Genomic DNA, 23894 nt, shown 5'->3' on the forward strand with positions numbered 1-23894 from the left:
TCCGGGAGCGATCTCGGCATCCCCGCCAACGGAGACACGCCCAACGGAAACCACCGGCAATTTACCGGGAGTTTCCCGTGCACACCGCTTCTCCGGTCACAGCGAGAAGGTGATCACCGCGGCACCGTGCCCCTGGCCGGACATGCCGGGGACAATGCCTTCGAGCCAGCCACCCCAGCCGACCGGCACCGTGATGTACTGCTTGCCGTCGATGGAATAGGTGCTCGGGCTGCTGTGGTGCCCGCTGCCGCACTGGAAGCTCCAGAGCTTCTCGCCGGTCTCGGCGTGCAGCGCCATGAACTCGCCGGCGGGCGTGCCGGCGAAAACCACGTTGCCTTCGGTGCTGAGGGTCGACGCGGCCATCGGCAGGTCCATCCGGTAACGCCACTTCTCCTCGCCGTGCGAGTCGAACGCGCTGACCGAGCCGGCCATGTTGTCGATGTCGACCTCGACGGCGGCGCCCCAGTAGGGCATGCCTTCCTTGAACTCGCGACGCCGCCGGGTGGCAGTGGCGCCCACGTCGGCGACCGGCACGTAGAACAGGTCGTGGTTCGGGTTGTACGACGCGTGCGTCCATTCCTTCGCACCGGCCGGGCCGGGGAAGAAGTGGCAGGGCTCGCCTTCCTTGTCCGGGTACTTCCGCGGCGTCACCTTGCCGTCGCGGGTGATCACGCCCCAGTCGATGCGGTCGACGAACGGCGTGACGTGCTGCAGCTCGCCGTTGGTGCGATCGAGGACGAACATGTACCCGTTCTTGTCGAAGTGGGCCAGCAGCTTCTTGCCGTCCCGCTCGAACAGGGTCATCTCCATCGTGGAGTCGTAGTCCCACAGGTCGTGCGGGGTGAACTGGTAGTGCCACTTGATCTCGCCGGTGTCGATGTCCAGCGCGACCACACTGTCGGTGTAGAGGTTGTCGCCCTCGCGGACCTCGCCGTCGAAGTCGGGAGCCGGGTTGCCGGTGCCCGCGTAGTAGAGGTTCAGCTCCGGGTCGAACGTGCCGGTGACCCAGTGGTTCGCACCGCCGCGCTGCCACGCCTCGCCGTCAGCCGGCCAGGTCTCCGCGCCGGGCTCGCCCGGCTTCGGGACGGTGTAGGTGCGCCAGCGCTGTTCGCCGGTCTCGAGGTCCCAGCAGTCGATGTGGCCGCGCACGCCGTACTCGCCGCCGGCCGAACCGGTGATCAGGGTGTCCTTGACGACCAGCGGAGCGATCGAAGCGCTCTCGCCCGCGCGCACGTCGCCGATGGTCTTCTGCCAGACCTTCTGGCCGTTGGTCGCGTCCAGAGCCACCAGCTGGGCGTTCTGGGTCACCATGTAGACCTTGCCGTTGGCGACCGCACAGCCGCGGTTGACATTCGCGCAGCACAGCGTCACGTCGACCGGAATCGCGTGCTTGTAGCGCCACAGCTGCTCGCCGGTACGCGCGTCGAGTGCCCAAAGCCAGCCGTCCCAGCCGGTCACGAACATGACGCCGTCGACGACGATCGGGCACGCCTCGAACGCGTAGGTCGAGGTGGAGGCGATCACGCCGGTCGCGCTCGCCTGGTGGATCCAGGCGACCTTCAGGTCCTTGACGTTGTCGGCGTTGATCTGGTTCAGCAGACTGTGCCGCTGGCCGTCATAAGCGCCGTAATAGGTGATCCAGTTCTGCGATTCGTTGCGCGCCTGAAGGATGCGCTCGTAGTTGATGCCGCTCGTCACGTCCGGAGCGCTGTGCGGCATATTGGAAAGCTTGCTGTGATTGAACGCTCGACCGGCATCGACATATTCGAGGGTCATGGCTGTCCTCCCTGTTTACGGCCGCGGCTGGGCGGGTCGGTCGAGTTTGGCTTCCGGCGGCACCTCGCCGGTGACGACGATGGCGCCGGTCAGTCCCCGGCCCTCGTCGTTGCCGGCCGGCGAGCCGTACCAGTAGCAGCCGGGGCCGTCCAGCTCGATCCGCGCGCTGCCCTTCGAATGGTTCAGCAGCCCGATGAACTGCCGGTCGCCGTTGCTCGGGAGCAGGCAGGCGTGCGTGTTCTTGTCGTCGTTGATGATGGTCAGCTCGAGGATGCCGCCGTGCGGCATGATCAGGATCCCCGGCTCCCACTGCATCGCGTCCTCCGGAATCCGGATGGTCGCTTCCATCGTGCCGTCGGCGCGCTCGATCGCTTTGCCGACCGAACCCGTGCCGAGCACGGCTCCGATGGTTGCCTTGTTCTGTCCGCTGAGTTCCGCCAAGAGATCTTCTCGCTCCTGGGCAATGGTCATCGGACGTCACCTCCTCGTCAGCACACATGAACCTTCTGACAGTTTTCCGAAGCACCCGCATCAATTACCGGGATCGACCGGGAAGATTCCCGAGCCGGTAACGAATTCCGACCCTACGCCGGAGCAAGGAATCCCGATATCCGTTGCCACCGAAGGGCGGATCGCCGCCGTTCCCCGGCGGACTGGTACCGCTCGTTGGCGCCGGACCGCCTCAGAACAGTCCATAATAGACACGCCGGGGGCAGCGTCAGCGCAGGTCGAACCGGCCGAGTTCCATGACTTTTCCCCAGGCAGCGGCGAAGTCCCGGACGAACTTGCGGCCGGAGTCGTCGCTGGCGTAAACCTCGGCGATCGCCCTCAGCTCGGGGTGCGCGCCGAAGACCAGGTCGACCCGGCTCGCCGTCCACTTCGCCTCGCCGGTCGCCCGGTCGCGGCCTTCGTAGCCGTCCGCGCTCGGCGCCCACTCGGTTCCCATGTCCAGCAGGTTGGCGAAGAAGTCGTTCGTCAGCGAACCCGGCGCGGCAGTCAAAACCCCGGCTGGGGAATCGCCGTGGTTGGCTCCGAGCACTCGCAACCCGCCGACCAGCACGGTCATCTCCGGCGCGGTCAGGGTCAGCAGGCTCGCCCGGTCGATCAGCAGGCGTTCCGGCGGCGTGCGGCACCCGCTGCCCAGATAATTGCGGAACCCATCGGCCGCGGGCTCCAACGCGCCGAAAGACACGACGTCGGTCCATTCCTGGGTCGCGTCGGTCCGTCCGGGCCGGAACGGGACATCGACCGGAAATCCCGCCGCCGCGGCGGCTTGTTCCACCGCGGCGCATCCGCCGAGCACGATCAGGTCGGCCAGCGAGATCCGTTTGCCTGCTCGCGCGGACGCGTTGAATCGCCGCTGGATCGCTTCCAGCGCCGGCAGAACGACGGCCAGCTGCTCGGGTTCGTTCGCCGCCCAGCCGCGCTGCGGTTCCAGCCGGATCCGCGCACCGTTCGACCCGCCGCGTTTGTCACTGTCCCGATAAGTCGACGCGGACGCCCACGCCGTCGAGACGAGCTGCGCGACGGTCAGGCCAGAGCCGAGGATTTCCTCTTTGAGCGCGCCGATGTCGCCGGAATCCACGAGTTCGTGGTCCACCTCCGGCACCGGGTCCTGCCAGATCATCCGTTCCGCCGGCACGAGCGGGCCCAGGTAACGCTCGATCGGGCCCAGGTCGAGGTGCGTCAGCTTGAACCAGGCCCGCGCGAACGCGTCCTCGAACTCCTCGGGGTGCTCGAGGAACCTCCGCGCGATCGGCGCGTAGATCCGGTCCTCCTGCAGCGCGAGGTCGGTGGTGAGCATGACCGGATGGTGTTTCGTGTCCGGGTCGAACGGATCCGGAATGGTGCCCTCGCCCTGCCCGTCGCTCGGAATCCACTGCCACAGGCCCGCCGGGCTGAGCTCGACGTCCCATTTGTACTGGAAGAGGGTCTCGAAAAAGGTGTGGTCCCAGGTGACCGGGGTGCGGGTCCACATCCCCTCCAGCCCGCTGGTCACCGCGTCCGCGCCGGTGCCGCTGCCGTGCCCGCCCAGCCAGCCCAGGCCCTGCGCGGTCAGCGGCGCGCCCTCGGGCTCGGGACCGCCGGTCACGTTCGGGTCCGCCGGGCCGTGCGTCTTGCCGAAGGTGTGCCCCCCGCCGATGAGCGCCACGGTTTCCTCGTCGTTCAACCCCATCCGCTGGAAGGTCTCGCGGATGTCGCGACCGGCCAGCACCGGGTCGGGATTGGTGGCCGGGCCTTGCGGATCGACGTAGATCAGCCCCATTTCCTCGGCTGCCAACGGCTCGTCGAGCTCGTGCAGGCCGTGGTGGCGTTCGTCGGACAGCCACTTGCGTTCCGGGCCCCAGTACGTCTCGTCCGGCTCCCACCCGTCGGCGCGACCGCCGCCGAACCCGAAAGTCTGGAAACCCATGGACTCCAGCGCCCGGTTGCCCGCGAAGATCATCAGGTCCGCCCAGGAGATCTTGCGGCCGTGCTTGCGCTTCACCGGCCACAGCAGCCGGCGTGCCTTGTCCAGGTTCCGGTTGTCCGGCCAGCTGTTCAACGGTGCGAAGCGCTGCATTCCGGCACCGGCGCCGCCTCGGCCGTCGCTGACGCGGTAGGTTCCCGCGGCGTGCCAGGCCATGCGCAGCACCAGCGGCCCGTAGTGGCCGAAGTCGGCCGGCCACCACGGCTGCGAGGTCGTCAGCACCTGGTCGATGTCGCGCGCCAGTTCGTCGAGATCGAGCTTCGCGAAGTGTTCGGCGTAGTCGAAATCCGCGCCCATCGGGTCGGCCGCGAGATCGTTTCGGTGCAGCGCCTTCAGGTCGAGCCGGCGCGGCCACCAGTCGTCGGATTTCCCGCCCGCCACCGGCGGATTCCGCCGGCCGGACCGGCCGGAGCCGGCCAGGACCTGGTCGTAGGTGCGATAGACGTGGGTGTCGGGATTCTCGGGCATCGCTGTCCTCCCCCCGTCGTTCAGTCGAAGGCGAGCGGCAACAGGATCGCCGCGCCGACGAGCGAGATGCCGCTGAACAAGTCCGCCCGGATCCGGATGACCTTGGCGGCCATCCGGCCGACGAACAGCCCGGCGAGCGACAGCACTACCGTCATCGCGCCGAACGTGAACATCGGTACCACCAAAGAGAATCCGGCGATGCCCAGTCCGGCCCCGGCGAGGAAGTTGTCGACGGTCAGCGAAAGCGGCAGCCCGAAGAGCGTGACCCACGGATGGTCCAGGTCTTCCGTTCCCGCCTCCGGGTTCCGGATCGCCGAGACGATGAAATACACGCCGTACAGCCCCAGCGCGGCCACGCCGAGGTACTCGGCCCAGCCGCCCAAGAATTCGCCGAGGTAACGGCCGGCGAACCCGCCCAGCAGCGGGCCCAGTGCGTCCCACAAGCCGAAGACCAGGGCTACTTGCACCGCGCGGCGCCAGCCGAACGGAATGGTTCCGATCGCGATCGACGAGCGGAAATTGTCCAGGCTGAGGCCGAACGCGAGGGCCATCAGCGGAAGGAATTCGAGATTCACGGGGACCGCCTCTCCAGGGATCGAGCGCGCTCAGAGATGGGCGCGAGGCCCCGCGTCCGGGACCTCGCGCCCATGCCTTCTTGAGGAACGCGGCCAGTGCGGCCGGGCTGGTCAGCGCCGGTAGAAGTAGCCGGTCGCCTCAGCACACACCTCGATGACCGTGTACTCCGGGGTTTCCCACATGATGTCGCCCTCCTTCTGCTGGCTGCTCCCGAAAACCGATCGATCTCGACGACACCGTCACGAAATCTCCTGGTCACGGACCAGCTTCTTCGCCTTAACACGGCGCCAGCAACCGCCAGGGCACCAGCGGTCGGCAACCGGTGCCGAACGGCGTCCCGCCGTCGACGAGCGGAATCGGCCGGGCCACCGTCGGCGGAGAGCGGACCGCGCACGCCGTCCGGCCGCGGCGGCCGGCGGCGACTGCTGCTGCGACGGCAACGGCGGCGGCAACCAGGACCGGCCTATAACGCATTCCAATGCCCGGCAGCCGAATTTTTCCGTCCACTCCGCCTAACGCGACATTAGACTCGCCGCCGTGCGAATCTACCTTGGCGCTGATCACGCCGGACTCGAATTGAAGAACCATTTCGCCGAGCGGCTTTCCGGCCTCGGCTACGACGTGACCGACGTCGGTCCCGCCGCCTACGACGCCGGCGACGACTACCCGCCGTTCTGCGTCGAGGCAGCGCGCCGCGTCGTCGCCGACGAAGGCAGCCTCGGCATCGTCGTCGGCGGTTCCGGAAACGGAGAACAGATCGCCGCCAACAAGGTGCCCGGCGCTCGCGCCGCGCTGGCCTGGAACGAGGACACCGCGCGGCTGGCACGCCAGCACAACAACGCCCTGCTGGCCGGCATAGGCGCGCGGATGCACACCGTTGAGGAGGCCGATCGCATCGTGGACGCTTTCCTCACCACCGAGTTCGAGGGCGGGCGGCACCAGCGCAGGATCGATCTGCTGTCGGAGTACGAACGCACCGGCGAACCGCCCGCCCTGCCCGGCGAATGACCGTCGCGCTGCCGCTATCCGTCGTAGGACAGCGGCAGCGTGACACCGAAGACCATCAGGACCGCCATCGCGGTGAAGCAGACGCCGACCAGGAGGTCGGTGTTGATCTTCGGAATGAAGTCGACGAACCGGGCGACGGTCCGGCCGATCTGGTGCCCGGCCACCGACATCACGAAGGTCGCGAAGGCGAAGAGGATCGGCGCGAGCCACGGGTTGTAGCCAGCGACGCCGAGTGCCGCGCCGGCCGCGACGTTGTCCGCGCTCAACGGGATCGGCAAACCCCACCGTGCCCACTTGAGATCCGGGTCCGCGCGGTCCGGCGAGACCACCGCCCGGACGACGAGGAAGACCCCGTAGGCGCCGAGCCCGATGATGATGATCGTGTCCGCGCTGCGGTCGATCTTTTCGCTCAGCACGTGCCCGAGCAAAAGACCGGCCAGCGGCGCGACGCCGTCCCATGCCGAGAAGATGGCCGAGGTCTTGACCGATTGAGCAAAGCTCGGCTTCAGCCCGCCAAGCACCAGCGAGCTGCGGAAGTTGTCCAGGCTCAGCACGAATCCGATCGCCAGCAGTCCGAACATGGCACATTCCCTTCTCTCGACGACCGCGCCCGGCTCACCGGGCGGGTCGCTCCGGACCGGCGACGCCAAGCTGCTGTTCGATCCGTTCCCACAGCTGTGCGTCGCCGGAAATCGCCCGGCCGTCGTCGCGAGCCGTCCACGCGGAAGCGATGACGACCTGGAGCGAGCGGCCGTTGTCGCCGACACTCGGCAGGCAGGGGACGTCGTCCGGCCCGAGATCGACAAGGTGCTCGGCCGAGGTGCTGTCCAGCCGCAGCGCGGGGGCGAGCAGCCCGCCCACGTCAGCGGCGACATACGTCGGCCGGGAACGCCGCTCGGCGAGAGCCAGATCGCGGAGCCGGGAGGATCCGCTCAGCACGAAGAGCGAGTCGAGGCCCGCGGCGTTCGCGCCTTCGATGTCGGTGCCCAGCAAGTCCCCGCACACCAAGGTCTCTTGCGGAGCAGTGCCCAGCCGAGCGCGCGCCAAGTCGAACAGGGCGGCCTTCGGCTTGCCTACCACGTGCGGGGACGCGCTGGTCGCGGTCTGCACCAAAGCGACCAGCGCGCCGTTGCCTGGCGCTCGTCCGTAGGGCGTGGGCAGCGTGAGGTCGACGTTCGTGGCCACCCAGGCAGCTCCCGCTTCCACCAGGTAGCCGACAGCCGCGAGCTCGCGCCAGGTGATGTCGTAGCCGAGTCCCTGCACGACCGCCTCGACCGCCTCGACCGACGCGCCCGCCGAGTCCGCGACCCGGACCGGTGTCAATCCGGCTTCGGCCAGCGCGTGGGCGACGCCCGGGCCGCCGACCGCGCACACCCGCGCGAGGGGAGCCAGCCGCTCGGCCAGGTAGGCCGCGGCCGCCTGGGAGCTGGTGACCACCGACCAGCCGGACCCGGCGACGCCCAGCTCGCGCAGGTGATCAGCGACGTCCGAGGGAGGACGAGACGCGTTATTCGTCGCGAAGACGACCGACAGGCCGCGCGCGGTCGCCTCATTCAGGCTCTCGACCGCGTGCGGAACGGCGGACGGCCCGCGGTACACCACACCGTCGAGATCGCAGATCAGCCCGCGGTAGCGAGCGAGCAGAGGTTCGGTACCACCCATGGCCGCGCTACCTGACGTACCGGTGTTCGGACTGGATCGTCCGCACCGTGTCCGGATTCGAGCACAGCACGAGGGACCGGGTGGTCGTGCAGCCCGCGCCGTCGTTCCGGATGCCGCGCAGCAGCTCGCTGCTGGTCACGCCGGAGGCACAGAAAACCACGCTCCCTTTGCCCACCAGGTCGTCGGTGTGCAGAACCCTGGTTGCCTGCCGTGCCGGGTCCTCGGGCGCCAACCGGGCCTGCATCGACCCGCCCAGGCAGGACAACGCGGCGGCGGCGATGACGCCCTCCACGGCGTTCCCGGTGCACAGAAACAGGTCGGCCGGATGCTCGGGCCGCGCCGCGGCGACGGCGCCCGCGACTTCGCCACCCTCCAGCAAGTGGACCCGCGCGCCGGCATCCTGGATTTCGCGTGCCAGCTCCACGTGCCGGGGCCGGTTGAGCGTCGCGACGACGACGTCCGACACCCGGACCCCCTTGGCCCCGGCGATCATCCACAAGTTCTCCGCGACCGGGCGGGTGATGTCGACGACGTCGGCGAATTCGGGACCGACTGCCAGCTTCTCCATGGTCTGCTGCGGCGACGGGGCGAACATCGCACCTCGCTCGCTGACCGCGATCGCGGTCAGCGAGCGGGGCACGTCCCTTGCCTCCGAGAGCGCGCCATCGCCGATGCTGAGCGCGATATCGCACACCGGCCCTTCGCCAGTGCCCGCCTCCGCACCGTGGAAGAGGGCGGGCGATTCGCCTCGCGATCCCACCCCGAGCACGACTACGCCGTCCATCGCCACCGAGCGCAGCGAACTGTGCATCGCATCTATGGCGGCCAGTTCGGCGCTGTTGTCGCGGTGCCCGGCCCATCGTCCGGCCGCGAGCGCGGCCGCCTCGGTGATGCGCACGAGCTCGAGGGCAAGGGCGTCGTCGGGGCCCCTGGTGCCTTCCGCGGTGGCCGGGCCCCATTCCTGACTCTTCATCGGCATCCATCCCTGTGCGCGAACGGGCAGATTTCTTTGGCCCAGCCCGGCCGATGCGAGCCGCGGCGCGCATCGGCCGAGCTTGCTCATCGAGCCGCGGCGTTCGCCACAGCCCGGTCCGAAAGCGCCTTCTGCGCCGCTTCCCGCTTGCGGTCGTCGCCTCGCCAGGTCTCCAGCGCCGGCCCGACCAGCGCCCGGCCGAACGAGTACGTCAGCTCCCACGGAAGCGGGTCGAGCTTCTGCATCGCCGCGAGGTGCTCGGTCGCCTTTTCCGGGCTTTGCCCGCCGGACAGGAAGGCGATGCCCGGCACGAACGTCGGCACCGTCTCCCGCAGAGCGTCCACAGTGGCCTTCGCGACCTCCTCGACCGAAGGCTGCTCCGGGCAGTCCTTGCCTGCCACCACCATGTTCGGTTTGAGGACGATGCCGTCGAGCTGCACCTGCATCAGGCTCAGCTCGTCGAACAGCGAGCGCAGCACGGAGGTCGTCACCTGCTTGCACTTCGCGAGCGAGTGGGAACCGTCCATCAGCACTTCGGGCTCGACGATCGGCACGATGCCGCCTTCCTGGCACAGGCCGGCATACCGCGCCAGTGCGTGCACGTTGGCCCGCACCGCGCGGTCCGAGGGCAGACCGTCGCCGATCGTGATCGTCGCGCGCCACTTGGCGAACGTCGCACCGAGCGCCGCATAGTTCTTCACGCGATCGCGCAGCCCGTCGAGCCCTTCGGTCACGTTCTCGCCCGGTGCGCCCGCCAGCGGCTTCGCGCCGGTGTCGACTTTGATGCCGGCGAGGATGCCGAGATCGGCGAGAAACTGGGGGAACGTCTGTCCGTTGGACAGCTTCTGGTGGAAAGTCTCGTCGGCGAGGATGATGCCGCTGACCGATTCCGAAAGCTTCGGGGTAGTGACGATCAGCTCCCGGTACACCCGCCGGTTTTCCTCGGTCGCTTCGACGCCCACGCCTTCGAGCCGGGAAGACATCGTCCCGATGCTCTCGTCGGCGGCGAGGATTCCGCGCCGGTCGGACACCATGATGCGAGCGATTTTGTTAAGAGTGGACATCGATTGTTGCTCCTCCTGTGCTGGTGACTTTCGGGCCAGGCTCCGCGCCTGGCATCGGACTGCCCTTCGACGCCGCGATCTCGACCAGTTCCCGCGCGTGCGCTGGCAACCCACGGCGTTCGCTCCACGCCGCGTAAATAGGCTTCGCCGGCATCTCCTGCTCGACCGGGACGAGCCGGAGCCTGCCGTCGGCGATTTCGGACCGGACGGTGGAGATGTTCAGCACGGTCACCCGCCGGCCGGTGGCGACCACCTGCTTGACAGCCGCACTGGACGGAAGCTCGACGTAGCTTCGCGAAGCGCGCGCGGAACCCAGCAGTTCGTCGGTGAACTCCCGGAGCCCGGATCCCCGCTCGCGCAACACCAGCTGGGCCGAGGCCAGCTCCTGCACCGTCACCGGTCCGGGCCGCTTCGCCCACGGATGCAGCGCCCCCACGACCACGGACAGCTTGTCGTCGCAGATGTACTGGGTGACCAGGCCTTCCCGAAACTGTTTCGGCAGCTGGCTGCCGGCCTGACACCAGCCGTCGATGAACGCGACGTCGGCGTAGTCCGCCCGGATCAGCTGGCGCAGCTCGTCGACACGGCCGGTCCGCACCTCCACCCTCACCTCGCCGAACGAGAACCCGGAGCGGTTCAGCCATTCCGGGATCAGGTGTTCGGACACTCCCGGGCTGCCCGCGACCCGCAACCGGCTCGCGGTGGAAGAACCGGATCCGAACTCCAGCAGCTCCCGCGCCGCGTGCATCACGTTGCGGGCGTACTTCGCGAGCATTTCCCCTTCCTCGGTCAGCTTCGACCCGGTCGGGGACCGTTCCAGAAGCCGCAGGCCGAGCCGGCGTTCCATGGCACTGATCCGGATGCTGGCCGCCGGCTGGGAAAGGCTGTGCGCTTGCGCCGCCTTCCCCACGCTTCCGTAGCGTTCGACGGACAGCAGCAGATCGAGGTCGGCGAGCTGAGGCATTTTTGAGGGAAGAACCACGATTTCCCCTCTCGCTCCGGAATACGTCGTACCGTGCCCGTGGGCAGAACACTGACGGTGCGCGGACTGCGCGACCCGCGGTCAGGGGACCTGCGGTGTGCACTGAGCCTGCACTGACCGGTCGGCCTGGTCAATTCGCGGGACACGAACGTAGCCGCTGCGGAGACGAACGGTGTGCAGCACGTCACCTGCGGGTTTTCCGGCCGGCGCCAGCGGCCGCCGATCGAGAAAAAACCTTGCCAGAAAAGGGTTTTTACCCGTTCGACCCGGAATAACCGCCGCCCGTCACCATTTCCCGGCCGCCGGTCTCAGATCGGTGGCCGCCCTTCCGTCGCGTCGGAGATGCTTCGCGGCGAAGCACTCGCCCGAAATCCTTCTACAGGAGGAAATAACGTGAAGTGGGAAACGCCGTTCTACACGGTCGTCGAGGTTTGCGCTGAAGCCACTGGTTACTTCTACCGAGGCTGACCGCAACTCCAGCCGGCGCAAGGCTTCAGTCTGCCCACGCGACTGAAGCCTTGCGCCTTCCAATCACCTCGTTCGATGCGCGGCGTCGCACACTCGGGCCGCGCGCATGATCAGAAGCTCGGTGCGTTCCTCGCGGAGGACTTTGGCGACGTTCTCAGGCAGCAAAGTGCTGTCCAGCAAGCTGTCGGTGCCTGCCAGCACGCTCTGCTCAGCGGTGGTGAAGTGCGGATAGAGAGCGCGCGCGAATGCCACCGCGAACTCCAGTTCAACCGCGCCCGACATGCTTTCCAGCGCCCTCAAGTAGCGGTCCGCGTACGGCGTGAGCAGCGCCTCCTGCTCGGGTTGCGGCAGGCCCGCCATGATCGCTTTCCGCTCGGCGAGCGAAAAGTCTCCGTGAAACAGCCGCTCCCAGCTCGCTGCTTTGGCTGCCGCCGCGGGCCGGACGGCCTCGGCGGTCAAGGCATTCCGGCGGCCACGGTCGCCGGGGTCCGCCTGCACCACGGCATCCAGACACCCGTCCAGGTCTCGCCCCGTCGACGCGAGGCGGAACAGCGCACGCCATCGCAGATCCAGATCCACTTCCAGGTCCGCCCACGGCGAGCGGCCGTGCACGATTTCGCTCAGCAGAAGGTGGTCCTCGGCTGGGACGACGCCGACCAGGGCACGGGCGAAGACCAACTGGCGATCGCTGCCCGGCGCTTCGGCAACCAGCAGCGTCCGCACCTGGCGTGCCAGTGTCGCGAGCATCTCCGCGCGGTGAGCCGGATCCCCGTAGACCCGGACGGCCCGCACCGCGCGATCCAGCAGCGCTTCCAGTACCCCGACATCGCCCTCCCCCGGCCCGTGCGCGAGAACGGCCCGGGCATAGCTCCGCGCTGGCAAGCGCGCGTCGAGCACTTCGTCCCACAACGCTCCCCAAACGACTGCCCGGGCGCGCTGATCATCCAGTGCGGACAAGCTCGCCAACGCTTTCTGCCGGGACCGGGCATCCAGCCGGACCTTGACGTAGCTCACCGCATCGTCATTGGGCACCACTAGATCCGCACTGCCGAAGCCGGTCAGCTCGCGCTCGGCCGGACCGAGCGAAACGTGCGCGCGGCGCCGCAGCACCATGGTGCCTTCGTGGTCGTCGAACGCGGCGACCCGCAGATTCAGGTCGCGCGGCGGAATATCGGCATGCTGGACGAGGCGGTCCCGGACCATCTCGACGGTGTTGATGCCGCTGCTCAGCAGCCATTCGTCCACCCACCGGTCGACATCTTCGCCGGACGCCCGCCGCAGCGCGGCCACGAAGTCGCCAAGGCCGGCGTTGCCCCACGCGTGCGTCCGCAGGTAGCTCCGCACCCCCGCGACGAACGAGTCCCAGCCCAGCCGCTCCGCCAAGTCGTGCAGGACCGCTGCGCCTTTCCGGTACACGATCGGGCCGAAGTTCGATCGTGCCGCGTCGGTGTCGGCGGTGTCCACCCGGATCGCGTGGCTCGTCGGCAGCTGGTCAGCGTGCCGGGCGATGGGCAGGTTGTGATGCGCGAAGCCGGTCCAGCCTTCGCCGTACCCCGTCGCTTCGGGCTGTGCGACGACCGACATCATGGTCGCGAATGCCTCGTTCAGCCACAGGTCGTCCCACCAGCGCATGGTCACGTAGTCGCCGAACCACATGTGTGCCATCTCGTGCGTCAGGAGTTCGGCTCGCCTTCGCCGCGTATCGTCGGTGACCCGGTGCCGGAACAGGAACCGCTCGTTGAGCGTGACGCAGCCCGGGTGCTCCATGCCGCCGAACGCGTACTCGGGGGCGAAAACGTGGTCGTATTTGGCGAACGGGTAGGGCAGGTCGAACAGCTGCCGGTAGAAGTCGAGCCCACGGCTGATCACGTCGAAAAGCTCGGGCGCCTGGCGGGACAGTTCGCGGTAGAGCGAGTTCCGCGCGTACAGGCCCAGCGGCAGTCCGTCGTGCAGGGCTTGGACGCGGCGGAACGGGCCGGCGGCGAACGCCAGCAGATAGGTCGGCAGCAGCGGGGTCCGCCCGAAGCGCCAGCCAGTGCGGTCGTCCTCCAGCGACACCAGCTTTTCCGGGTCGGTGTTGGCGACCACCGTCCAGTAATCCTCCGCGGTCACCGTCAAGTCGACCGTTGCCTTCAGATCAGGCTGGTCGAAGCAGGCGAAAACGGTGTGCGCCGCGAAAGGCTCGAACTTCGTGTGCAGATAGACCTGCCCGTCGAGCGGGTCGCGGAAACGGTGCAGGCCCTCGCCGGTACGCGAATACCGTGCGGTCCCCGCCACCCGGACGGTGTTCTCGCCCTCCCTCGCGGCCAGGCAGATGCGTGTCCCGGCCTGCGCGGCCGGCCCCAGCTCACGGCCGTTGCACTCCACCGACGCGGCCGTTCCCGCGAAGTCGAGGAACACCTCGCCAGGTTGAGCCCGGAATCGGACGACGGTGGTCGTCGCGAACTCCCGCTCGCCCGTCGTCAAGTCGAGTTCCACCTCGTACTGGACCTCTGAAACCCTCGCCGACCGCGCCGCCGCCTCGTCCTTCGTGAGTTTGCTGCCCGCCAGCGACATCCGTCAGTGCCCCCGCACGGCCGGACGCCGGTAAATCAGGTCCGCCGCCTCGCCGTTGCTCTGATTGGCACGGACCAGGGCGTCCTGGACCAGGTGGTGGTCCGGCGAGTGCTGGCACACCGGGTCGGTGCGGGCCGCGTCCCCGGTCAACGCGAATGCCTGGCAGCGGCAGCCGCCGAAGTCGATTTCCTTGCGCGGACAGCTCCGGCACGGGTCCGGCATCCACGCCGTTCCGCGGAACGCCTCGAATGCCTCGGATTTCGTCCAGATCCACTCCAGGTCGTGCTCGCGAACCGAGGCGAAGGTCATCGTGGTGATCTCGGCGGCCACCGGACACGGATACACCGTGCCATCCGGTGCGACGGTCAGCGCGTTCTGCGCCCAGCCGCCCATGCACGGCTTCGGATACGGCTCGTAGTAGTCCGGCAGAATCCAGAGGAGTTCCATCCGCTCCCCCAGCTCGGCCTTCCGGCGTTCGTACACGGCGACCGCGTCGTCCAGCTGGGCCTTGCTCGGCATCAGCAGCTCGCGGTTGCGGAGCGCCCAGCCGTAGTACTGGCTGTTGGCGAGTTCCAGCCGCTCGGCGCCCCACTCCACGCAGACGTCGATGATCGCGTCGAGCCGGTCCAGGTTCAGCCGATGCAGCACCACGTTCATGTTCAACGGCAGGCCAGCGTCGCGGATAATGCGCGCGGCGGCCACTTTCTTGTCGAACCGCTTGCTGGCAGCGACCAGGTCCGTCGACTCGGCGGCGTCGCCTTGAATGCTCAGCTGGGCGCTGTTGAGCCCAGCCGCGACCAGAGCTTCCGCCCGGCTCTCGGTCAGCCCGAGCCCGCTGGTGATCAGGTTCGTGTACAGGCCGAGGCGGCGGCACTCGGCGACCAGCGTCTCCAGGTCGCCGCGCACCAGCGGTTCGCCGCCGGAAAAGTGCACCTGCAGGACACCGAGCCCGGATGCCTCGCCGATCACCCGCAACCAGTCCTCGGTGGCCAGTTCCTCCTGTCGATCAAGAAGATTCAGCGGATTCGAGCAGTAGACGCAATGCAGCGGACATTGATGCGTGACTTCGGCAAGCAGGCCGTAGGGCTGCGGCATCCCGTTCATGCGACGACCACCCAGCCCCGTCCCCGCGCATCAAGCAGGAATTTCATCACGTCGTTCGCGAGATCGGCGGCCTCGAAATCGCGCTCGAGCTGCTCGACCACCTGCCGCACGGTGCGGCTGCCGTCGCACAGTCCCAGTATCGCTGCCCCGGATTTGTTCAGCAGCACCACGCGTTCGGGCAGCAGGAGCAATTCGACGTCCCGGACGTTGTCGTGCTTGAGCATCGCCTTCGTCGCCAGCTTCGGCACGGCGGTCAATTCGGACTCGTTCATCACGAGCTCTTGCGGTAGGCGAGTTCCACGGCGTCCAGCAGGCTCCAGAGTACGTCGCACTTGAACTCCAGCGCCCGGGCGCACGCTTCCTGCTGTTCCTCGGTCTTCGCGTTTTCGATCACCAATTCGAGCAGGTGCGCGATGTCCTTGGGCTGCTGGGTGAGCCGGGCCCGGAAGTACTCCAGGCCCTCCGCCGCAATCCACGGGTAATGGCGCTGGACATCGGTGATCCGCCTGCTGAGCAGGCCCGGCGCGAACAGTTCGGTCAGCGCGGACGCGACCGCCTCCAGCCACGGCTTCTGGCGGCAGAAGTCCACGTACGCGTCCACCGCGAACCGCACGCCGGGCAGAACGGTGTCCACGTCGTACAGTTCTTCCCGGCTCAAGCCGACCTCTTTCCCGAGGCGGACCCACTTTTCGAGGCCGCCTTCGTCGCCGGTGCGGCCGTCGTGGTCGGTGATTCGCGTGATCCACCTGCGCCGATCGTCCCGGCCGGGGAGCTTGGTGAGGATGAACGCGTCCTTCTTCGGGAGGTTCATCTGGTAGTAGAAGCGATTCCGCACCCATCCGCGGAACTCCGCCTCGGACAGCTCACCCGCGTGCATCCGTTCGTTGAACGGGTGCAGATGGTGGTACCGCTTCTCTCCGATGGACCGCAGGTACGCTTCGAACTCCTCCGCAGACCTGACGCTCATACTTCCACCTCCAAGCCGGCTCGGCCGATTTCGATGCCCAAGTCCGTCACCCAGCGCCGTTCCGCGGACTCTTCGTCGAGAATCGGGTTCGTGTTGTTGATGTGCGTGTAGATCTTTCGCTTGGCGGGCAGCGCGGCGAGCGCGCGAGCCGAACCGTCGTCCCCGCTGACCGGCAGGTGCCCCATCGAGCGGCCGGTCCGGCTTCCCGCGCCCGTGCTGGACATTTCGTCGTCCGTCCAGAACGTGCCGTCCACGAACACGCAGTCGGCCGAAGCCACCTGCTGCTCGAACTTCTCGTCCCACCGCGGCAACGTCGGCGCGTAGACCGCGATCCCGCCGGTCTCCTTGTCCTCCAGGCGGTAGCCCACCTCCCATTCCGCCGACCGGTCGCGAAGCTGCGAATTCCCCACGTAGCGGGGAGCTTTGGAACCAGTCAGGAAGGCGGTCACCCGCACCCGGTCGTCCAGCTCGACCGGCTTGCCGACCTGGACTTCGGACCAGGAAAGGTCCGCGTAGTCGCTCAGCAGCTCCCGCACCGGGAACCAGAGGTGCAGCGCCTCCAGCACGGGATACGTCCCATACACCGTCAGCGACGATTCCTCGCGCAGCATCAGCAGGCCGATCGTGTGATCGAACTCCGCGTCGGTCAGCACGACTCCGGCGACCGGCGTCTGCCGGATTCCCGGGCCGGGATGCAGCACGGGATGTGCCGCGATCTGGTGGTGGACGTCCGGAGTCGCGTTGAACAGGAACCACTGGTCTCCGTCGCCGGACACCGCGATCCCCGCGTGCGCCGTCCCGGACTCCGGCTTCGCGCGGGCCTTGACGCACCCGGCGCAGGCGCAATTCCACTGCGGATAACCGCCGCCCGCCGCGGCTCCGAGGCAATGAATCAACATCCGTCAACGCCGGCCGCGGAGTACGGGAGGCACTTCGGCCACCGTGGAATCCGGCATTTTGCGCCTCATAACGTCCTCCCGCACTGTCGACCGGTGACAACGGCCGGACGAACAGGCGCCGTTGCCCGCCGAGGTTCAGCCGGCGCGATTATCCGGTATCGTCGCGGCTGAACTCGGCTATTCTTCGGAAAGCTTCTTCGCTCGTATCGGGGCGTGGCAACCGCTCGGGCACGACCGGAGCCGAATCACGGACGAACGGCGGCCGCGCCGCGACGAGCGGGAAACCGTGCACACCGGTGCCGGCGAGAGCCGGGAAGTGCGTGTGACCAGCGAATCCTCCACGCTCGCCGCACCCGCTGGCCGAGGTCTGTCCCGCCGCGGAGGCACCGAGCACCGCGCCGGGACGGCCCACGGTTATTGATTGTTCCTATCGGGGGATTGTTTTTTCTCATGCGGCGTGGTGTTGCCGGGTTCCGGCGGCCGGGCGATGGTTGGTGACCTGTCTCGTTTTCCCTTTCTACGGTGAGGAGTTTGTCGTGCGGTTGCAGGTTGCGTTGGATGTGCTGGATTTGGGTTCGGCGTTGGCGTTGGCGCGTCAGGTGGCGGGGGAGGTGGATATTTTGGAGCTGGGGACGCCGTTGGTGAAGTCGGCGGGGATTTCGGCGGTGACGGCGGTGAAGGCGGCGCATCCGGACAAGCTGGTGTTCGTGGATTTGAAGACGGCGGACGCGGGGGAGCTGGAGGCGACGCTGGCGTTCGAGGCGGGGGCGGATCTGGTGACGGTGATGGGGGCGGCGGACGACGACACGGTGCGGGGGGCGGTGGCGGCGGGGCGCAAGTACGGCAAGGAGGTGGTCGCGGACATGATCGCGGTGACCGAGGGCCGGGTGGCGCGGATTCGGGAGGTGGCGAAGCTGGGGGTGTCGTTCGTGGAGATCCATGCGGGTCTGGACGAGCAGGCGCGTCCGGGTTATTCGATCGACACGCTGCTGGCGGACGGGCGCGAGGCCGGGGTGGCGTTCTCGATCGCGGGCGGGGTGAAGGCGGCGACGATCGGGCTGGTCAAGGACGCGGGTGCGGCGGTGGCGGTGGTCGGGGGCGGGATCTACAACGCCGCCGATCCGGCAGCCGCCGCGCGTGAGCTGCGCCAGCTCGCCGCCTGACCCACCCGCCCGATCAACGAAGAGAAGGGAGTCGGCGTGGAAGTCCAGAACTCAGCCGCGAGCAGCAGCTACGGCTCGTTGATGCTCCAGGCCGCCGGAGTGCTGCGGCTGCGCTACGTGAAATGCCGGCTGGACACCAGCTTGTCTCCGGACGCGGCGGCCGAGCTGGCCTCCGTCTTCGAGGGGATCGCCCAGGGGGAGCCCGCGTTCGACCAGATCGATCCGAAGGAAGCGATCGCACTGGCCAACCGGCTCATCGACGACGACCATCCGGAGCTTTCCCACCTGTGGCCCAAGGCCCGGTAACCCCGTCCACGGATCATTCGCAACTCAACGAGGAGTACACGATGACGACTGCCGAAGCCACCGAAGCGCCCGCGCGCACCATTCCCGAGGGCGATCCCGCTCTGATCGGCGTGCCGACCTTCATCGTCGGCGCCACCGCGCTCGGCCTGGTGCTGACCGGTTATGTGCCGGCCAGCGCCGTAGGGGCCTCGATCGCGATCATCCTGCCCGCCACCGGACTCGGCCAGCTCGTCGCCGCGGTATGGGCCGCGGCGCTGGGCCAGAGCGCCGTCGCCTCCGTGTTCGGCATCTTCGCCGGGTTCTGGCTCAGCTACGCGGTACTGGTACTCGGCCTGACCCACAACTGGCTCGGCATCTCCGCCGACGCCGCGGTGTCCACCCAGGGGCTGTTCCTGACCGCCTGGCTGGTCATGATCGTCCTGCTGACCCTGGCCAGCCTGCGGCTGCCCGCCGCGTTCACCCTGCTCTTCGCGCTGATCGACCTCGCGCTCGCGCTCGTGCTGTTCGGCACCGTGAACGGCTCCGCGGGCCTGACCACCGTGGGCGGCTACGTCGTGTTCGCGTTCACCGCGGTCGGCGTGTACCTCTTCCTCGGTGCGATGTCCGCCGCGACCGGCGGGCGCCCGCTGCCGCTGGGCCGACCAGTACTGAGCTGACCGGGACGGGGCGGCCCTCCGGCCGCCCCGTCTTCGCGTGTACCGCAAAGGAGTTGATCTGTGACCTCGCCGACCTTCGTCATCATCGGGGCTGGACTGGCCGGGGCAAAAGGGGCGGAAGCGTTACGGGACAAGGGATTCGACGGGCGAATTGTCCTGGTCGGAGACGAGGAGCACCTGCCCTACGAACGGCCGCCGCTGTCGAAGGACTACCTGGCCGGCAACATCGCCCGCGACAGCCTGTATGTCCACGACGCGACCTGGTATGCCGAGCAGAACATCGAGCTGCGCACAGGAGTCCGCGCGACCGGCCTCGATCGGGCGGCGCACCAGGTGAAACTCTCCGACGGGACCAGCCTCGGCTACGCGAAGCTGCTTCTGGCCACCGGTGCCAGCCCACGCAGGCTGCCCGGCGCCAACGGGGTCCACTACCTGCGCCGCGTTGAAGATTCCGATTGGCTCAAGGGCCTGTTCACGACCGCCAGCAGCCTGGTCGTGATCGGTGCCGGCTGGATCGGGCTGGAGACCGCGGCCGCCGCCCGCCACGCCGGGCTCGACGTGACCGTGGTCGAGGCGCTCCCCCAGCCGCTGCTGCCCGCGCTCGGCCGCGAAGTCGCCGCTGTCTTCGCCGACCTGCACCTGCAGCACGGCGTCGATCTGCACCTCGGCGTCCAGGTCGACCAGGTCGAGCGAGGCAAGCGCGTGAAGCTCGCCGACGGCACTGTGCTCGAGGCCGACGCGGTCGTCGCCGGGATCGGCGCTCAGCCCAACACCGGCCTCGCGTGGGGGTGCGGGTTGCGAGCCGACAACGGGCTGCTGGTCGACGCGAGCCTGCGCACCAGCGACCCGGACATCTTCGCCGCCGGGGACGTGGCCAACGCCTACCACCCGCTACTGGGCCGCCACCTGCGAGTGGAGCACTGGGCGAACGCGCTCAACCAGCCCGAGGTCGCCGCCGCCGGCATGCTCGGCAAGAACGATGTCTACGACGAGCTGCCGTACTTCTACACCGACCAGTACGACCTGGGCATGGAGTTTCTCGGCACGGTCGAGGGCTACGACCGCGTCGTGTTCCGCGGCGACGTGCCCGGCCGCGAGTTCATCGCCTTCTGGCTCAAGGACAATCGCGTCCTCGCCGGGATGAACGTCAACGTCTGGGAAGTCACTGAGCCGGTCAAGGCGCTCATCCACTCCCGCCGCCCGATCGATCCGGCTCGCCTCGCCGACCCGGAGGTGCCGCTCGACCGCATCGCGACTCACTGAGAGCGCGCGAGCCGGGCACCGTCCGCTTCGGACAGTGCCCGGCCTGCTGCTGTCCTCAGTGCCCGCGGGCGATCCATTCCGACAGGTGCGGCGCCTCGTCGCCGATCGTCGTGGCATCGCCGTGTCCGGTGTGGACTTTCGTGTCGCCGGGCAGGGCGAGCAGCCGGTCCCGGATCGAGGAGATGATCGTCGGGAAGTCCGAAAAGGACCGTCCGGTCGCGCCGGGACCGCCGGAGAACAGCGTGTCGCCGGAGAACAGGGCACCGGCTTCGGGCAGGTGCAAGCAGATCGAGCCGGGCGAATGGCCCGGGGTGTGCACGACCCGCAGCTCCGTGCCCGCGACCGCGATCCGCTCGCCGTCCTGCATGGACCAGAACTTCTGCTCGGGGTGGGTGAGCTCCCACAGCGCCTGGTCGCCGGGGTGCAGCAGCACCGGGGCGTGCAGGCTCGCGCCGAGCGCGGGCGCGACCGTGACGTGGTCGTTGTGCCCGTGCGTGCAGACGACCGCCACCACGTTGCGACCGTTGACGGCCTCGGTGATCGGCTTCTCGTCGTGGGCGGCGTCCACGATCACGACTTCTTCGTCATCGCCGATCAGCCAGATGTTGTTGTCCACCTCCCAGCTGCCGCCGTCGAGTGCGAAAACACCCGAGGTGACGACACGCTCGATGCGCAGGCTGCTCACCAGACCACCACCGACCGCAGCACGTCGCCGGCGTGCATCGCGTGAAACGCCTTCTCCACGTCGGCGAGACCGATGCGTTCGGAGACGAACTTCTCGAGCGGCAGCCGGCCCTGCTGGTGCAGGTCGATCAGCATCGGGAAGTCCCGCTCCGGCAGGCAGTCGCCGTACCAGGACGATTTCAGCGCCCCGCCGCGGGAGAAGAAGTCGATCAGCGGCATCTCCAGGCGCAGGTCCGGCGTGGGCACGCCGACCAGGACGACCGTGCCGGCGAGGTCGCGGGCGTAAAACGCTTGCTTCCACGTCTCCGGACGGCCGACCGCGTCGATGACGACGTCCGCGCCGAATCCGCCGGTCAGTTCCCGCACCGCCGCGACCGAGTCGGTCTCCGACGCGTTGACGGTGTGCGTGGCGCCGAGGTCACGCGCCCATTCGAGCTTCCGCTCGTCCCGGTCCACCGCGATGATCGTGGTCGCTCCCGCGAGCCGGGCGCCCGCGATCGCCGCGTCCCCGACTCCCCCGCAGCCGATCACCGCGACCGAGTCGCCGCGGCCGACCGCGCCGGTGTTCACCGCGGCGCCGAGGCCCGCCATCACCCCGCAGCCCAGCAGACCCGCCACCGCCGGGTCCACCGACGGGTCGACCTTGGTGCACTGTCCCGCGTGCACGAGCGTCTTGTCCGCGAACGCGCCGATGCCCAGCGCCGGGGTCAGCTCGGTGCCGTCGGCGAGCGTCATCCGCTGGGTCGCGTTGAACGTGTCGAAGCAATACTGCGGGCGCCCGCGCTTGCAGGCCCGGCACTGGCCGCAGACCGCGCGCCAGTTCAGGATGACGAAATCGCCCGGCCGCACGGAGTCGACCCCGGCGCCGACGCTTTCCACCGTGCCCGCCGCCTCGTGCCCGAGCAGGAACGGGAACTGGTCGTTGATTCCGCCCTCGCGGTAGGTCAGGTCGGTATGGCAGACCCCGCAGGCCGCCACGGCGACGACGACCTCGCCCGGCCCCGGATCGGGGATCACGATGTCCGTCAGCTCCACCGGACTTCCCTGCGAACGGGCGATCACCCCGCGTACCTGCTGTGGCATTGTTTCTTCCTTCGTGCCGAGCGACAAGCCATGCGCCAGAGCGCATACCGCTCCCGACGCTAGTGCCGCGCCGATCGGCCGCGACCCGGTCGTCCGGCGAGGAATTCCTGGTCTTCCGGCTAGGCGCCCGCCGAGCTATCCTGAGCCGGATGCCTGCCGACTCCCGCGCCGCCGTCGACCTGCCCGGACTGCGCGACGTCGTCGACGGCCCGCTGCACGACATCGCCGGCCGGTTCTCCCGTTTTCTCGCCGAGACCTGGCCGCACCGAGCCCTCGTCATCTTCACCCGGGAGTGCACCGGCCGGCCTCGCAAAGTCGCCGGCGATGCGGAGGCGACGGGCAAGATCACCATCGCCGAGCTCGAAGAGCTGAAGGCAGCCGTGCCGCCCGGCTCCGCGACGACCACGACCGCGCAGCTCGGCGGCGTGGCCCGGCCGGTGTGGTCCGTGCGCGACCCCATCGGCACCCTGCTGGTACTGATCCCCCGGACGGCGCGGAAGCAGGTCCCGCGTCCGGTGCTGCTAGCCGAACTGTTCGGCATCGTCGCGACGTCCATCCGGCAGCAAGTCACGCAAGCGAGCCCGGACTACCTCACCGAGTCCCGGGCGGCGTCGAGCGAACGCGCTCGCACGATCGTCGAAATGGCCGCAACGCAGGAAAGGACTCTGGTCACTGTCCTGACTGCGTTGCGCTCGACCAAACTGGACGCCGAGGGCGCCCGAGCCGCCGCCACCGATGCCGCGTCTGCGGCGCTGGTTGCACTGCGGTCAGCCCACAAGACCGATCTGGCGCTGTCCGAAGAGCTAGTGCACACCGCCTTCGCCCGGCTGCGCCGAGAGGTACGGCAGGTTCTGCGCCACCACGACGCCGAGCTTGAGTTCGTGGAGCCGCAGACCGACGCGCGTCCGTTGTGCGGAGAACTCGCGCCCGCCGCGCGAGCCATGACCTGCACAGCGGTCCTGGCGTTCACTGCTCAGCCGACGTTGACCCGGCTGCGCGTCGCGTGGTCCTGCGACGATTCTTCGCTGCGGCTGGACATCCGCGACCACGAGTCCGGACGTCTCGACGTCGACGCGCTGCACCTGCAACTCGACGGACGCGCGAAGGCACTCGGCGGCACCGTCGAGGTCGACGCGGTATCGGGCTGGGGAAGCCGGGTCTCGATCGTCCTCCCCCGCTCCGCCGCTCGGGACAGCACGGACACCACCGACCTCTCGCAACTCAACCGCCGCGAACTGGAAGTACTGCGCCACCTCGCACAAGGACTGCGCAACAAGGCGATCGCCGAGCGGCTCGACATCACGGAGAGCACCGTGAAGTTCCACGTCGCGAATGTGTTGAAGAAGCTGAAGATCGGCTCTCGAGGAGAGGCTGCGGTCCTGGCGTTGAACGCCGGGATCGCGTGACTGCGTCGTCGTTTGCCGCAAGACCGTCAGCTTCGCGGGACAGATCTACGCCCCCGCCGGTCGCTTGGTCAACGCAGCCAGCGCCGCGCCGGAGACGCCGACCGAAGAAACCGTGTTCAGGACCGCGACCCGATCGCACGCGTGGCTCGCGCCTCGCCGGAGCGAAAGCCGGGAGTCAGCTCGCCCGGTGGCCGGGCACTCACGGCTGCGGCTTCGGCGGCGGCGACCTCTTCGGCGTCGTCAAGCCGCGGGGCCAGATTGGCGCGCGCCTTCCCTCCCGGACGAGCGACTCCTGCTGCTCGGTCGCAGTGATGATCAAGCGCTCATTGACGCCTGGCCATCAATCGACACTTCAGCTGC

At 68.4% G+C, this 23894-nt stretch carries 22 protein-coding genes; 6 read left to right on the top strand and 16 right to left on the bottom strand.

Going from position 1 to position 23894, the window contains the following annotated elements; all coding sequences use genetic code 11:
• Window positions 1-96 precede the first annotated feature (96 nt).
• The 4 genes from AMYBE_RS0119560 to AMYBE_RS0119575 form a co-directional block, all read right to left on the bottom strand.
• Window positions 97-1776 carry a PQQ-dependent dehydrogenase, methanol/ethanol family gene (locus tag AMYBE_RS0119560; RefSeq protein WP_020661085.1) on the bottom strand — a complete coding sequence of 560 codons (1680 nt, stop codon included), beginning with the start codon at window positions 1774-1776 and terminating at the stop codon, window positions 97-99.
• Window positions 1777-1791: 15 nt separating this feature from the next.
• Window positions 1792-2247 carry an MSMEG_3727 family PQQ-associated protein gene (locus AMYBE_RS0119565; protein WP_020661086.1) on the bottom strand — a complete coding sequence of 152 codons (456 nt, stop codon included), beginning with the start codon at window positions 2245-2247 and terminating at the stop codon, window positions 1792-1794.
• Between the two features lie 247 nt (window positions 2248-2494).
• The gene (gene katG / locus AMYBE_RS0119570) at window positions 2495-4714 is read right to left on the bottom strand and encodes a catalase/peroxidase HPI (protein ID WP_020661087.1); all 2220 of its coding nucleotides are present in this window, start codon (window positions 4712-4714) and stop codon (window positions 2495-2497) included.
• A 20-nt stretch (window positions 4715-4734) separates the two neighbouring features.
• Complete coding sequence (locus tag AMYBE_RS0119575) at window positions 4735-5289, bottom strand: manganese efflux pump MntP (protein WP_245573219.1); 555 nt, start codon at window positions 5287-5289, stop codon at window positions 4735-4737.
• 538 nt (window positions 5290-5827) lie between these two features.
• Between AMYBE_RS0119575 and AMYBE_RS0119585 the strand changes: the two genes are divergently transcribed.
• The gene (locus AMYBE_RS0119585) at window positions 5828-6298 is read left to right on the top strand and encodes a ribose-5-phosphate isomerase (RefSeq protein WP_027927817.1); all 471 of its coding nucleotides are present in this window, start codon (window positions 5828-5830) and stop codon (window positions 6296-6298) included.
• A gap of 14 nt (window positions 6299-6312) precedes the next feature.
• Here the strand turns inward: AMYBE_RS0119585 and AMYBE_RS0119590 are convergent, their stop codons facing one another.
• The 10 genes from AMYBE_RS0119590 to pqqB form a co-directional block, all read right to left on the bottom strand.
• The gene (locus AMYBE_RS0119590; protein WP_020661091.1) at window positions 6313-6879 is read right to left on the bottom strand and encodes a manganese efflux pump MntP; all 567 of its coding nucleotides are present in this window, start codon (window positions 6877-6879) and stop codon (window positions 6313-6315) included.
• A 34-nt stretch (window positions 6880-6913) separates the two neighbouring features.
• A complete protein-coding gene (locus AMYBE_RS0119595) occupies window positions 6914-7960 on the bottom strand; it encodes an HAD-IIA family hydrolase (protein ID WP_020661092.1) in 1047 nt (348 codons plus the stop codon).
• 7 nt (window positions 7961-7967) lie between these two features.
• Window positions 7968-8933 carry a fructose-bisphosphatase class II gene (locus tag AMYBE_RS0119600; protein WP_154676248.1) on the bottom strand — a complete coding sequence of 322 codons (966 nt, stop codon included), beginning with the start codon at window positions 8931-8933 and terminating at the stop codon, window positions 7968-7970.
• 86 nt (window positions 8934-9019) lie between these two features.
• A complete protein-coding gene (locus AMYBE_RS0119605) occupies window positions 9020-9997 on the bottom strand; it encodes a class I fructose-bisphosphate aldolase (RefSeq protein ID WP_027927818.1) in 978 nt (325 codons plus the stop codon).
• A complete protein-coding gene (locus AMYBE_RS0119610) occupies window positions 9984-10961 on the bottom strand; it encodes a LysR family transcriptional regulator (protein WP_020661095.1) in 978 nt (325 codons plus the stop codon). Before AMYBE_RS0119610 ends, AMYBE_RS0119605 begins: the two co-directional genes overlap by 14 nt.
• 549 nt (window positions 10962-11510) lie before the next feature.
• Window positions 11511-14003 carry an aminopeptidase N gene (pepN, locus tag AMYBE_RS0119615; RefSeq protein ID WP_020661096.1) on the bottom strand — a complete coding sequence of 831 codons (2493 nt, stop codon included), beginning with the start codon at window positions 14001-14003 and terminating at the stop codon, window positions 11511-11513.
• A gap of 3 nt (window positions 14004-14006) precedes the next feature.
• A complete protein-coding gene (gene pqqE / locus AMYBE_RS0119620; RefSeq protein ID WP_020661097.1) occupies window positions 14007-15098 on the bottom strand; it encodes a pyrroloquinoline quinone biosynthesis protein PqqE in 1092 nt (363 codons plus the stop codon).
• A gap of 5 nt (window positions 15099-15103) precedes the next feature.
• Window positions 15104-15379: a pyrroloquinoline quinone biosynthesis peptide chaperone PqqD gene (gene pqqD / locus AMYBE_RS0119625; RefSeq protein ID WP_020661098.1), complete on the bottom strand. Its 276-nt coding sequence runs from the start codon at window positions 15377-15379 to the stop codon at window positions 15104-15106.
• Window positions 15379-16074: a pyrroloquinoline-quinone synthase PqqC gene (gene pqqC / locus AMYBE_RS0119630; protein WP_020661099.1), complete on the bottom strand. Its 696-nt coding sequence runs from the start codon at window positions 16072-16074 to the stop codon at window positions 15379-15381. Before pqqC ends, pqqD begins: the two co-directional genes overlap by 1 nt.
• Window positions 16071-16973 (bottom strand): pyrroloquinoline quinone biosynthesis protein PqqB, encoded by a 903-nt coding sequence (pqqB, locus tag AMYBE_RS0119635; protein WP_020661100.1) that lies wholly within the window; start codon window positions 16971-16973, stop codon window positions 16071-16073. Before pqqB ends, pqqC begins: the two co-directional genes overlap by 4 nt.
• Window positions 16974-17509: 536 nt before the next feature.
• Here pqqB and hxlA point away from each other — a divergent pair.
• The 4 genes from hxlA to AMYBE_RS0119660 are packed head-to-tail and all read left to right on the top strand — an operon-like array spanning window position 17510 to window position 20361.
• Window positions 17510-18136: a 3-hexulose-6-phosphate synthase gene (gene hxlA / locus AMYBE_RS0119645; RefSeq protein WP_020661081.1), complete on the top strand. Its 627-nt coding sequence runs from the start codon at window positions 17510-17512 to the stop codon at window positions 18134-18136.
• 36 nt (window positions 18137-18172) lie between these two features.
• Window positions 18173-18442: a hypothetical protein gene (locus AMYBE_RS0119650; RefSeq protein ID WP_020661102.1), complete on the top strand. Its 270-nt coding sequence runs from the start codon at window positions 18173-18175 to the stop codon at window positions 18440-18442.
• 41 nt (window positions 18443-18483) lie between these two features.
• The gene (locus AMYBE_RS0119655; protein ID WP_020661103.1) at window positions 18484-19098 is read left to right on the top strand and encodes a GPR1/FUN34/YaaH family transporter; all 615 of its coding nucleotides are present in this window, start codon (window positions 18484-18486) and stop codon (window positions 19096-19098) included.
• Between the two features lie 60 nt (window positions 19099-19158).
• Window positions 19159-20361 carry an NAD(P)/FAD-dependent oxidoreductase gene (locus AMYBE_RS0119660; protein ID WP_020661104.1) on the top strand — a complete coding sequence of 401 codons (1203 nt, stop codon included), beginning with the start codon at window positions 19159-19161 and terminating at the stop codon, window positions 20359-20361.
• A gap of 55 nt (window positions 20362-20416) precedes the next feature.
• Here the strand turns inward: AMYBE_RS0119660 and AMYBE_RS0119665 are convergent, their stop codons facing one another.
• Together AMYBE_RS0119665 and AMYBE_RS0119670 are read right to left on the bottom strand one after the other, a co-directional pair.
• A complete protein-coding gene (locus AMYBE_RS0119665) occupies window positions 20417-21049 on the bottom strand; it encodes an MBL fold metallo-hydrolase (protein WP_154676576.1) in 633 nt (210 codons plus the stop codon).
• Entirely contained in the window at window positions 21043-22128 is a 1086-nt protein-coding gene (locus AMYBE_RS0119670; protein ID WP_020661106.1) for an S-(hydroxymethyl)mycothiol dehydrogenase, read from the bottom strand. Before AMYBE_RS0119670 ends, AMYBE_RS0119665 begins: the two co-directional genes overlap by 7 nt.
• Window positions 22129-22277: 149 nt before the next feature.
• On the opposite strand from AMYBE_RS0119670, the gene AMYBE_RS0119675 reads away from it, so the two are divergent.
• A complete protein-coding gene (locus AMYBE_RS0119675; protein ID WP_020661107.1) occupies window positions 22278-23534 on the top strand; it encodes a LuxR C-terminal-related transcriptional regulator in 1257 nt (418 codons plus the stop codon).
• The last annotated feature ends 360 nt before the right edge of the window (window positions 23535-23894 follow it).

Source organism: Amycolatopsis benzoatilytica AK 16/65 (assembly GCF_000383915.1).
Lineage (GTDB): Bacteria > Actinomycetota > Actinomycetes > Mycobacteriales > Pseudonocardiaceae > Amycolatopsis > Amycolatopsis benzoatilytica.